The organism is Streptomyces sp. Xyl84 (assembly GCF_059731885.1).
Genome location: NZ_AP029182.1, coordinates 5,778,045 through 5,789,707 on the forward strand (window position 1 = coordinate 5,778,045; position 11,663 = coordinate 5,789,707).

The 11,663-nt window shown below is 73.2% G+C and carries 10 protein-coding genes; 4 read left to right on the forward strand and 6 right to left on the reverse strand.

Features of this window, described 5'->3' with window-relative positions:
- Positions 1-372 (reverse strand): hypothetical protein, encoded by a 372-nt coding sequence (locus AC6I72_RS25040; protein WP_498003410.1) that lies wholly within the window; start codon positions 370-372, stop codon positions 1-3.
- Positions 373-418: 46 nt separating this feature from the next.
- On the reverse strand, positions 419-1,255 hold the full coding sequence (locus AC6I72_RS25045; RefSeq protein WP_498003411.1) for a DUF8842 C-terminal domain-containing protein: 837 nt from the start codon (positions 1,253-1,255) through the stop codon (positions 419-421).
- A gap of 658 nt (positions 1,256-1,913) precedes the next feature.
- Between AC6I72_RS25045 and AC6I72_RS25050 the strand changes: the two genes are divergently transcribed.
- Positions 1,914-2,129 carry an I78 family peptidase inhibitor gene (locus AC6I72_RS25050; protein ID WP_498003412.1) on the forward strand — a complete coding sequence of 72 codons (216 nt, stop codon included), beginning with the start codon at positions 1,914-1,916 and terminating at the stop codon, positions 2,127-2,129.
- A 66-nt stretch (positions 2,130-2,195) separates the two neighbouring features.
- On the opposite strand, the gene AC6I72_RS25055 is transcribed toward AC6I72_RS25050, so the two are convergent.
- Together AC6I72_RS25055 and AC6I72_RS25060 are read right to left on the reverse strand one after the other, a co-directional pair.
- Positions 2,196-3,230: a phosphatase PAP2 family protein gene (locus tag AC6I72_RS25055; RefSeq protein ID WP_498003413.1), complete on the reverse strand. Its 1,035-nt coding sequence runs from the start codon at positions 3,228-3,230 to the stop codon at positions 2,196-2,198.
- A 290-nt stretch (positions 3,231-3,520) separates the two neighbouring features.
- Positions 3,521-4,747, reverse strand: a complete 1,227-nt coding sequence (locus AC6I72_RS25060; protein ID WP_498003414.1) for a putative hexosyltransferase — start codon at positions 4,745-4,747, stop codon at positions 3,521-3,523.
- 274 nt (positions 4,748-5,021) lie between these two features.
- Between AC6I72_RS25060 and AC6I72_RS25065 the strand changes: the two genes are divergently transcribed.
- Together AC6I72_RS25065 and AC6I72_RS25070 are read left to right on the forward strand one after the other, a co-directional pair.
- A complete protein-coding gene (locus tag AC6I72_RS25065; RefSeq protein WP_498003415.1) occupies positions 5,022-6,620 on the forward strand; it encodes an MFS transporter in 1,599 nt (532 codons plus the stop codon).
- 84 nt (positions 6,621-6,704) lie between these two features.
- Entirely contained in the window at positions 6,705-7,904 is a 1,200-nt protein-coding gene (locus tag AC6I72_RS25070; RefSeq protein WP_498003416.1) for an acyl-CoA dehydrogenase family protein, read from the forward strand.
- Between the two features lie 56 nt (positions 7,905-7,960).
- On the opposite strand, the gene AC6I72_RS25075 is transcribed toward AC6I72_RS25070, so the two are convergent.
- Positions 7,961-8,398, reverse strand: coding sequence for a cell division protein SepF (locus AC6I72_RS25075; RefSeq protein ID WP_037860600.1), 438 nt, complete (start codon positions 8,396-8,398; stop codon positions 7,961-7,963).
- Between the two features lie 288 nt (positions 8,399-8,686).
- Between AC6I72_RS25075 and AC6I72_RS25080 the strand changes: the two genes are divergently transcribed.
- Complete coding sequence (locus AC6I72_RS25080; protein ID WP_498003417.1) at positions 8,687-9,967, forward strand: DUF5685 family protein; 1,281 nt, start codon at positions 8,687-8,689, stop codon at positions 9,965-9,967.
- A 217-nt stretch (positions 9,968-10,184) separates the two neighbouring features.
- On the opposite strand, the gene AC6I72_RS25085 is transcribed toward AC6I72_RS25080, so the two are convergent.
- The gene (locus AC6I72_RS25085) at positions 10,185-11,144 is read right to left on the reverse strand and encodes an ABC transporter substrate-binding protein (RefSeq protein ID WP_498003418.1); all 960 of its coding nucleotides are present in this window, start codon (positions 11,142-11,144) and stop codon (positions 10,185-10,187) included.
- Positions 11,145-11,663: the final 519 nt, after the last annotated feature.

Here is an 11,663-nt window from a genome sequence, read left to right on the forward strand (position 1 = left end):
TCAGGTGGCGCGGCGCGGGGCGGGCGGCAGCGCCGCCGGGACGTGCTGCATCCCGGTGCCGCTCTCCTGCCGCCCCCGCGTCCCGACGCGCTGCCACTGCGTCTGCTGCTGCCCCGTGCTGTGCCGGGTGCTGTAGGCCCCCGCGCCGTAGGCGATGTACGCGTTCGCCCCCGCGCCGAGGTTCCCGAACGCGACGAAGCCCAGGTCCTCCTCACCGCTCCGGTCGCCCGGCAGCGTCCGGTAGGACTTGACGTACTCGGCGTAGAGCGCGTCGTAGATCGGCGTGGTGGACGGGCCGGCCGGATCCTGGGCCGGCCGTGCGGACCGGATCGGCTGGTACGGCTGGCGGCGGGGAACGTCATATGCGTGCACGTATGTCCAAACGACCCCGAACCGGAAGAGATGCGGCTGTAACGGCTCAGGTCCCCGCGAGCGGCAGCGTCGCCGCGACCAGCTTCCCCTGCGCCGCCGCCTTGTCCAGCGCGTTGCGCAGCAGGTCCTCGCGCGGCTGGCGGCCGATGGACCCGACCGGCGCCGCGAACATCAGCACCTGCTGGTGCTTGTTGGCCGCCGCCCGCCAGCCCTCGGTGACCTGGAGGGGCTGGTGCGCCTGCCACCAGGCCGCCGGCCGGCCGCCCTCTGCGCCCGGCTGGAGAACGGCGTGCAGCTGCCCCATCGCCAGCAGCACCGACCAGCCGTGCAGGACGGGCGGGACGGATTCGAGGCCGGCCACGGGCGTGTAGCCCTGCTCGGTCAGGAGCGTCAGGAAGTCGTCGCCGGGGCCGGTCGTGCCAGGCCGCACGATGGGCGCGGTCGGTTCGACGACCAGCGCGGGATGCAGCTCTCCGGCGACCAGAACGAGACCGCTGGTCACGCCGAGCACGGCCGGCTCCTGGGCCCCCTGCCGGGCAGCGGCCTCCGGAGCGGCCTGCTGCGGCACGCCCTGGGCGGGCACCCCGGCGGCGCTCTGGCCGCCCGTGTCCGCGTTGATGGAGCGGACCGCGCCGCGCAGCTGCTCCTCGGTGACCTGGACCACCTGGGAGGGCAGGCAGGTGGCGTGGGCGAAGGCGAGGACGGCGGTCTCGTCCCCGACGAAGAGGACGGTGCTGGTGCGCTCCTGTTCGGAGTCGCCGGGGGTGCGGCAGGACGTGCAGTCGTAACTGCCCGGGGCGTTCTCTCCGGCGAGCAGCCGGTCGGCTTCTTCGTCGCCGATCTCGGCGCGTACGGCGTCGCTGACGTCGAGCATGCGCGGCACGGGTGGCTCCTCGGGATGCGGTGCGTGGCGGGACCGGGTGGCTCCCGGCCCATGAGCCGGGAGGGCCCCCGGCTCATGAAGAAGACAACGGACGATCTGCGGGGGAGTCACGCCCTGCGGGGCACGGAATCGTGCCTCCACCACACCCGGTCACACTGGGTCTATGTATCATCACGCACCGTCAACTCGCCGGGTGGCAGTGGATCTTGGCCGGGCAGGGGGCGGGGGGATCCGGACGCGCGGCGGGGGAGCGGAAGGCCCCTCCCGAACCAGTGGAATTCCTGTGCGGAGCCGCGCCCGCGGAGGCCCGCGCCGACGGGAAGCGGAATGCGGATCCGGGCGTGCCCCGAACCGGGTCCGGCGGCGATTTCCCCGCTCCCCGCTCCCCCTCTCCCTTCTTCCCCCCAGCTTTCCGCCGGGCATTTCCGGGGCGCGTCCCCGGCGTCGGGGAATTGCGTTCGAATGGGCGCGGAAGGGGGACGGAAGCGCTCGCGGGGGTGCCGGAGTTCGGTGTCTCCCGCCGTGGTGATCTTGTGATGCAAACGTGACAGGAGAGGCGCATATCAGCTGATGCGACTACGGAGGGAGGGGTGCGCTTCCCTCCGCGGGGGCGGCCGGGACCGCCGGCGAGGGGGTGACAGGGCCTACCGTGGGGAGCATGGCACCGATCCCCACTCCGCCCGCGGAGCCCCAGGACAGTCCCGAACGGTACGTCGGTCTGGAGGCCGGGCAGGCCGAGCGGCTGGCGCGCGAGCAGGGCTGGTCCACGGTCCGTTCGCTGCCGCCGGGCGCGATCATCACCATGGAGTACCGGGTCGGCCGGCTCAACTTCGAGGTCAGGGACGACCGGGTGGTCCGGGCCTGGAAGGGCTGAGGGCCCGGAGGGGCACAGCGGCGGGCCGGCAGCGGCAGCGCCTGCCGGGTGCGGCGTGAGCGCCGGTCAGGAGCGGGCCGCCGGGGCCGGTGTCGTGCCGTGCGGTGCCCGCTCCGAGCGCTCCGGGTGCGGCGGCCTGCGGCTGCCGGCCGGAGTGACCGGGGTGCGCTCGGCGCGGGCCGGGTGCGGCCCCGGGGCGAGGGGGGCGGGCGGGCGGGCCGCGAGGGCCGCGCCGAGCGTGCCGTGGGTCGCCGGAGCCTCCTGCGGGGCGGGGGTGCGCTGCTTGTGCACCACGGGCGTGCCCACGGGCAGGGCCGGCCCGGGCACGGGGACGGGCAGGCCGCGGCGGGAGCGCCAGCGGTCGCGCAGGTCGAAGAGGGCGTTCTCGGTGCGGGCGATCAGCGGCTCGCACCACGGCAGCGCGAGCAGGATCAGCAGTCCGGCGGCCCAGCCGAGCACCACGTCGCTGAGCCAGTGCGTCCCCAGGTAGACGGTGGTGAGGCCGACGCCGAGCGAGGTGACCGCCGACAGCGCCGACAGCCAGCGCCGCGCGGTCGGGGTGGAGGCCAGGTAGGCCAGGATGCCCCAGGTCACCACGGCGTTGGCGGTGTGGCCGCTGGGAAATATATCGCCGCCCAGGCCCATCTCGTTGGAGCCGATGACGGTCGCGTAGTGCGGGCCGAGCCGCCCCATGCCGTACTTCGCGGCGCCGACGGTGATGTTCAGCAGCAGCAGCGAGGCGGCCAGGGTGAGCAGCGGGCGCAGCGTGTGCTGCCGCCAGGAACGCCAGCCCAGCCAGGAGGCGACCATCACGGCGGTGGGGCCGCGCTGGCCCAGGACCACGTAGTAGTCGAGGAACGCGTGGATCTGCGGCCACTGCTGGTACGGCCGGAAGAACATGACCTGCCAGTCCAGCCGGACCAGCCAGGAGGTGGTCACCACGGCCCAGACGATCGCCAGGTAGAAGGCCAGGGTCGCCGAGAACAGCACCACCCGGTGCCTGCTCATTCTCGGCATGTCGATGTGCGCCGGCCGCTGTGGCTCACGGTCCAGCCTGGCGAACACCCGGTCCAGGCGGGTGAGGGTTCCTTCGGTACGCACCTAATCGACGTTACAGCGAGTGAGCGCAGTTCCCGGACGAATCACGTGGTTTGTGATGACGATGTGATGTGGGATTGCTCTCAACGGGGCCTGATTTCCCCGGATTTCGCAAATGAGGACGGCCACCGGCCTGCATTTCCTTTGATCATTCCGGCTGCCCTTATCGGCTGCTTATGAATACGTTGACGGAACGCTCCGGGGGAATTCACCGTTCGTACACGGCGCGCTCCGGGCGGGGGTGCGGGGCCGGATGAGGAATGATCTTGAGCGGCCTGCGGCCGCCCTTCCGGTCAGGGCGGTCCGGAGCCGTTGAGCCAGAACGCCCCGTAGACGGCCGAGACCAGGGCGACGGCGCCGGTCACCAGCGCCGCCCGGGAGGGGCGGAGCCGGGCGAGCGCCAGGGCGAGCGGCAGCAGCAGCGGGAAGGCGGGCAGCAGCAGGCGCGGCTTGGAGCCGAAGTAGCTCGACGCGCACAGGGCGAGCGCCGTGACGACGCCCGAGTACACCAGCAGCGCGGGCGGCTGGCCCTGCCGTACGCCGACGACGTAGAGCCGGACCACCAGCGCCACCCCGATGATCAGCCCCGCCCCGGCCAGGGCCGAGGGGAAGGAGGTCAGTTTGTCGCCGACGAAGCGCGCGAACGCGTACCCGCCGTCGAAGCCGTTGCGCCAGCCCGCCTGGACGTCGAGGTAGCCGAGGAGGCCGCCGCCGGTGCGGTGGCCGACCCACAGGACGTAGCCCGCGGCGCCGAGCGGGGCCAGCAGCATGCCGAGGAGGCGGCGGCCCGGCCCGGCGGCGGGGAGCACGGGGCGGCCGGGCGCGGCGGCGGGTGCGGTCGTCGCGGGCCGGTCGGGGGCCGGCCCCGCCGTCGCGCGCCGCTCGCGGACGAGGGAGACGACGGCCGCCGTCCACACGGCGGCGGCCACGGCGAGACCGACCGGCCGGGTCAGCCCGGCCGCCAGCGCCAGCGCGCCGGCGCTCGCCCAGCGGCCGGTCAGCACGCAGTACAGCGCCCAGGCGGCCAGCGCTGTGAACAGCGACTCGCTGTACGCCATCGACTGCACGATCCCGACCGGCAGCACCGCCCACAGCAGCACCGCGCAGACCCCGGCGCGGCGGCCGTACACGTGGTCGGCCACCGCGAAGATCCCCCAGGCCGCCGCGAGCGAGGCGAACAGGCTGACCGCGAAGCCCGCGTCGGCGTACGACAGCGGGCCCACCGCGGCCCCCAGCCGCTCCAGCCAGGGCAGCAGCGGGAAGAACGCCAGGTCGGAGTGGACGTCCCCGTTCGGCAGGCGCACCTGGTAGCCGTAGCCGCCGGCGGCGACCCTGGCGTACCAGAGGGAGTCCCAGCGCGCGGTCAGCAGCGTGTAGGCGCTCTTGCCGCGCGCCGCGCTCCACCCGGCCAGGAGCAGCAGGCCCAGGGCGCGCACGGCCGCGTACCCGTACAGGGCCGGGGCGGCCCGGCGCAGGGCTGTCCGGCGGGCTGCCACCACGCACGTCGTAAGATCGGTCACGGGCTCGATTATCGACCGGGCGGGGGAGCGGACGGACAGCCGGGCGGCCCGGCCGGACAGACGAGTGGCGTACGCCACACGGGTTCCGTCCGGAGTGTGAGAGATGGGCCACGCTTCCCGGCGGAGGACTCGCGTAGGCTGCCGTGTCACTCGCACCTCGTTGCGCGGGCCGGGGACCACCGCTCCTTCCCGGCCCAGGCCCTGTCGCGGAACGTCCCCACTCCGCGGGCCCGCCGAGGCGAGGGTTCATCTGGGAGGTACGTACATGTCCGGCATGTCCGGTACGACCGCGGCGGCCCTCGGGCAGCGCCGCCGGGCGGCCGGGGACGGTGCGGGCCGCTGGGTCGTCCTGGTCGTGCTCTGCGTCAGCCTGCTGCTGGTGGCGGTCGACGCCACCGTGCTGCACGTGGCGGTGCCCGCCGTCACCGAGGACCTCCGGCCCGGCGCGATCGAACTGCTCTGGATCGTCGACGCCTATCCCCTCGTCTGCGCCTCGCTGCTGATCCTCTTCGGCACCCTGGGCGACCGGGTGGGCCGCAGACGGATCCTGCTGCTCGGCTACGCGCTCTTCGGGGTCGCCTCGGCCGTCGCGGCCTTCGCCCACCACCCCCAGACGCTGATCCTCGCCCGCGCGCTGCTCGGCGTCGGCGGGGCGATGATCATGCCGGCCACGCTGTCGATCCTGCGCCAGGTCTTCCCCGACCGGCGCGAGCGCGCGCTGGCCATCGGCATCTGGAGCGCGGTCGCGGCGGTGGGCGCCGCGGTCGGACCGCTGATCGGCGGCTTCCTCCTCGAACACTTCTGGTGGGGGTCGGTCTTCCTCGTCAACATTCCGCTGATGCTCGTCAGCCTGCCGGTGGGGCGGCTGCTGCTGCCCGAGTCCAGGGGCGGCCGCGAGGGGCCGTGGGACGTGGCCGGGGCGCTGATGGCGGCGGCCGGCCTGTTCGGCGCCGTGTTCGGCGTGAAGCGGCTCGGCGGCGGTGAGCCGGTGCTCAGCGCGGTGACCCTGGGACCGCTGGTGCTGGGCGTGGTGCTGCTGGTGGCCTTCGTACGGCGGCAGCGGCGCCGCACGCACCCGCTGGTCGACCTCGGGATGTTCGCGCGCCCCGCCTTCAGCACGGCCGTGGGCTGCATCGTGCTGGCGATGCTGGCGCTGGTCGGCCTGGAGCTGATCGCGGCCCAGTACCTGCAACTGGTGCTCGGGCTGTCACCGCTGGGCACCGGGCTGCGGCTGCTGCCGCTGACCTTCGCGGCGATGGCGGCGGGGCTGGTGGGCGCCCGCGTCCTGCGCCGGTTCGGTCCGCGGCGCATGGTGTGCGCGGGCTTCTGCGTGACGGCGGCCGCGGTGGTGCTGCTGACCGCGATGGGCGGCGCGGACGACGCCGGGCTGCTGCTGGCCGGGTTCGTCCTGCTCGGCCTCGGCCTGGAGACGACGCTCTTCGGCGCGTACGAGTCGATGCTCAGCGAGGCCCCGGCGGACCGGGCGGGCGGGGCCGCGGCGATCGGCGAGACCTCGTACCAGCTGGGGGCGGGCATGGGCATCGCCCTGCTCGGCACGGTGATGAACGCGGCGTACGCGCCCGGGGTCGCCCGGGTGCCGGGGGTGCCGGCCGGGGCGTCGGGGCGGGCGTCGCACTCGCTGGGCGAGGCCTACGAGGTCGCCGGCCGGCTCGGCGGTCCGGCCGGCGCGGCCCTGCGGAGGGCGGCCCGGGACTCCTTCGTGCACGGGCTGCACGTGACCCTGCTGGTGAGCGCGGGGCTGCTGCTGCTCGGCGCGGCGGCCGCGCTGCGCCTGCCCCGGGTGATGCAGTGCGACGAGGCGGTGGAGCTGCCCGCGCAGCGCGAGGTCGAGCGGTCCCGCGTCTCCGCGTGATGCTGGACGCGGACCACGGCGCGTCGTAACGTCGGGCCGGAGCCATGTAACTAGCGCTGCTAGTTTACTGAGTCGGAGGTGCCCATGCCGGCGTCGTCGCCGAAACCGTCGCTGCCCCCGTTCGACCCCGTCGACCCCCTGGGGATCGACGACCTGCTGGAACCGGAGGACCTCGCCGTCCGCGCCACCGTGCGCGACTGGGCCGCCGACCGCGTACTGCCGCACATCGCCGAGTGGTACGAGACCGGGGAACTGCCCGTCGTCCGGGAACTCGCCCGGGAGCTGGGCTCCCTCGGCGCGCTCGGCATGTCCCTGACGGGCTACGGATGCGCGGGCGCCAGCGCCGTCCAGTACGGGCTCGCCTGCCTGGAGCTGGAGGCCGCCGACTCGGGCATCCGCTCCCTGGTCAGTGTGCAGGGCTCCCTCGCCATGTACGCGATCCACCGGTTCGGCAGCGAGGAGCAGAAGCGGCAGTGGCTGCCCCGCATGGCGGCGGGCGAGGCGATCGGGTGTTTCGGGCTCACCGAGCCCGACCACGGCTCCGACCCGGCCTCGATGCGCACCCACGCCAAGCGTGACGGCGGTGACTGGGTGCTCAGCGGGCGCAAGATGTGGATCACCAACGGCTCCGTCGCCGCCGTCGCCGTCGTGTGGGCACAGACCGAGGACGGCATCCGCGGCTTCGTCGTCCCCACCGACGCACCCGGCTTCTCCGCCCCCGAGATCAAGCACAAGTGGTCGCTGCGCGCCTCGGTCACCAGCGAACTCGTCCTGGACGGCGTACGGCTGCCCGCGGACGCCGTGCTGCCCGAGGTCACCGGGCTGCGCGGCCCGCTCAGCTGTCTGTCCCACGCCCGCTACGGCATCGTCTGGGGTGCCATGGGCGCGGCCCGCTCCTGTTTCCAGAGCGCCGTGGACTACGCCAAGTCGCGTGAACAGTTCGGCCGGCCCCTCGGCGGCTTCCAGCTCACCCAGGCCAAGCTCGCCGACATGGCGCTCGAACTGCACAAGGGGATCCTGCTCGCCCACCACCTGGGGCGGCGCATGGACGCCGGCCGCCTGCGTCCCGAGCAGGTCAGCTTCGGCAAGCTCAACAACGTGCGGGAGGCGATCGAGATCTGCCGCACGGCGCGCACGATCCTGGGCGCCAACGGGATCTCGCTCGAATACCCCGTGATGCGGCACGCGACCAACCTCGAGTCGGTGCTCACCTACGAGGGCACCGTCGAGATGCACCAGCTCGTGCTGGGCAAGGCGCTCACCGGGATCGACGCCTTCCGGTGAGCCGTCGGGCCTTGCGGTGAGGCCCGGGCGGGGCAGGGCCGGCGTGCGGCCCTGCCTCAGCTCTGGTTGAAGAACCCGTCCGAGCGGTGGCCGCCCGGGTCGCCGCTGACGATCTCCGTGTCGGCGGGGGAGAGCAGGAACACCCGCGTGGACACCCGGTCGATGGAGCCGCGCAGGCCGAAGACGAGCCCGGCCGCGAAGTCGACCACGCGCTTGGCGTCGGCCGCCTCCATCGCGGTGAGGTTGACGATGACGGGCACGCCCTCACGGAACAGCTCGCCGATGGCGCGGGCGTCCCGGAAGCTGTCCGGTGTCACCGTGCCGATCCGACGCCCCTTGTCCTCGGCCGTGTCCGCGGCGACCTTCACCCGGGGGTCGGTGACCCAGGCGTCGCCGGACTCGGTCCCCTCGGAATAGTCGTCGTCGTAATAGCGCTCGTCTTCGTTGTCGTCGACGAGGCCGAGCCACGCACTCGCCTTGCGTACCGATCCCATGGACGCCTCCTCTCACAGCGGTCTTTCTGCTTCTCGCATCCCTATGGTCATCCATGATGCTGACAGCGCGCCAAGTGGATAGACGCCGCACGGGGGGTTTGTGACGGTACTGGTGCACAGCGGATCCGTCGAGGGCCTTGTGCCCCAAGGGTCATGCCGTACACCGATGCTGACCGGAAGTGAAATATGATGGTCGACGGCACTCGGGTGAGCGGTGGTGCGTACGGGTGAACAGGCCCGTCGGTACGATGCGGCAGCTCAACGTCGCAGACACCACGGGGGATCGTCGTGTTCGGAATCGTCAGACCCTGCAGCCACCGGCTCGGTGAACATCTCAAGGCCCAGTGGATGGCCCACTTGTGCGGGCTCTGTCTGGCCCTGCGCGGCGACCACGGCCAGTTCGCCCGGGTCGTGACGAACTACGACGGGCTGCTCATATCGGTTCTGACGGAGGCTCAGGCCGAACAGGGCCGCAGGGGCGGCAAGGCGGGGACGGGGCGGCGCACGGCCGGACCGTGCCCGCTGCGCGGGATGCGCACCGCCTCCGTCGCCCAGGGCGAGGGCGCACGGCTCGCCGCGGCCGTCTCGCTGGTCCTCGCCTCGGCCAAGGTGCGCGACCACGTCACCGACGGCGACGGGCTGCTGGCCCGCAGGCCGGTGGCGCTCGCCGCGCGCAAGGTCGCCGACAGCTGGGGGCGCGCGGGCGCCCGCACCGGGGCCGACGTCGGCTTCGACACCGCCGTCCTCGTCGACGCGGTGGACCGGCAGGCCGGCATCGAGTCGCTGGCCGGGCCCGGCACACCGGTCCTGACCGTCACCGAACCGACCGAGACCGCGACCGCCGCGGCCTTCGCGCACACCGCGGTCCTCGCCGGCCGGCCGGGCAACGCCGGACCCCTCGCCGAGGCGGGGCGCCTGTTCGGGCGGCTCGCACACCTCCTGGACGCCGTCGAGGACCGCGACGCCGACGCCGCGTCGGGCGCCTGGAACCCGCTGACCGCGACCGGCACGCCGCTCGCCGAGGCCCGCCGGCTCGCGGACGACGCGGTGCACGGCATCCGGCTCGCCCTGAAGGAGGCCGAGTTCACGGACGGACGGCTCGCGCACCTGCTGCTCGTCCATGAACTCCCGCGATCGGTGGACCGCGCCTTCGGCACCGCCGCCTGCGGACACGCGCCGGATTCCGCGCACCCCGGACAGAGCGCCCGATCCGCTGCGCCGCACGGCGCCTTCGGGCCGCCGCAGGGGCCGTACGCCCCGCAGCACCCGCGGGCCCCGCACGACCCGGACCACCCGCACCACGGCGGCGGCAACCCCTTCGGCGGTGAGCCGCCGCGCCCCGGCAAGCGGGGCTTCCTCACGGGCTGCGCGGTCGCCGTCGGCCTGTGCTGCACCTGCAAGGCGTGCTGCGCCGACGAGTTCGAGGGCCCGTGGTCACGGCAGCGGCGCGAAGGCTGGTGCAGCAACTGCGACTGCGACTGCCCCGATTGCAGCGGCTGCGGCGACTGCTGCGACTGCTGCGGGAACTGCTGCAGTTGCGACGGCTGCGACTGCGGCTGCGACTGCTAGGGCGTGTTTCGAAAGTGGCGCTGTCCGCCCGAAGGGCGGGCTCCGCGGCGTCTGGTGCGTGTGATCGCAAGGCGGAGGGTCGTCCTCGTACTGGGCGTACGTGGACGATCCCGACAACGCGGCGAGCGCGCGTGCCAGGCGTCGCGGGGCAGGCGGGACTTTCGAAACACGCCCCAGGAAGCAGATACCGGCCCGCGGGACGGCCGCTGCCGGCGTGTCAGGACCTCAGTTCCGGCGGTGAGATGCGCGAGGTGCTGATCGCCGACGCCGTCGTGCCCCACTTGGCGAGGATCTTCGCGTACGTCCCGTCGGAGATCAGCCGGTTCACCGCGGCCCGGAAGGCCGGCGCCAGCTTCGTGCCCTTCTTGAAGGCGAAGCCGACGTCGAGGCGGTGGAACTCGTCGAGGAACTTCAGGCCCGGCTGCTGGGCGACCGCGTACCTCAGACCGTTGATCGTGGACATCACCACATCGCTGCGGCCCTGCTGGAGCGAGGACCACAGCGCGCCGGACTCGCTGTAGGTCTGCACCTTGTACGGCTTCCCGCCCGCGTCCGCGCAGCGGTGCGCGTTCTGCTCCAGCGTCGCCTCGAAGGTGGTCCCGGCGCCGGTCGCGATGTTCAGGCCGCACAGCTGGGTGAGGTCGGTGACCTTGCCCAGCTTGCTGTCCTTGCGGGCGGCGAAGCCCTGGCCGTCGTTGATGTAGGTGACGAAGTCGATGGTCCGGCGGCGCTCGTCGGTCACCCCGAAGTTGCCCGCGCCGAGGTCGTACTTGCCGCTGTCCAGGGCGGGCAGGATCGCCTCGAACGAGGCCTGCCGCGTCTTCAGCCCGATGCCCAGCACCTTGGCGACGGCCTGCGCGAAGTCGACGTCCTGGCCGGCGAGGGTCTTGCCGTCACCGAGGTAGGAGGTGCCCGGCGGCGCGCCGCCGACGGCGTAGGCGAGCGTCAGGCTCCGCACGCCCGGGGGCAGCAGGCGGGCGGCGGCCGGGTCCTCGCGGACTCCGGAGACGACGTCAGCGGTCGGGATCTCGGCGGCGGCCCTGGCGGCGCCCGCGACGGACCCGCCGGAACCGGTGCCGCCGGCACCGGAGCCGCACGCGGAGAGCAGCAGCGCCGCCGAACTGATCAGGGCGAAGGGGATGAAATGCCGTTTACGGGTGTGCGGGGACGTGCGCATGGCGTGCGGTCTCCTGGAAGGAAAGGGGTGTCAGGCGGCGCGAGGGGAGGGGCGCGTGTGAAGGCGATGACCAGGACGCGAGGACGCGAGGACGCGAACGGCGCGAAGGGGTGACGGACGTGAGGGGCACGACGGACGGGGAAGGCGCGACCGAGACGAAAGGCGCTGTGGGCGCGAAAGGTGCGACGGGCGCGAAGTACCCGAAAGGGGGAACGGGAGAACACCGCGAGCGCCCGGAAGCGTGAGGGCGCGCAGGGGGTCGGCTCAGCTCAACAAGAACAGGACCACACTCGACCGAAGTCGATGTGGGAGCGCGTGACCAGCCACTGCTGCGGATGCATGGGCCAAGTGGAACAGGCATCCGGTTTCCCGTCAACCACCTTGAGACGACCGGCTCATATGCTGGACGCCCTTGACAGCGAGGGGAAACCCGCCCGTACTCTCGGGGGAACGGCCCTGCTGAGGGGCTCGGCCGCCAGCGCCCCCGGCGCTCCCGTGTGAAGGCATCACCCGTGTTCG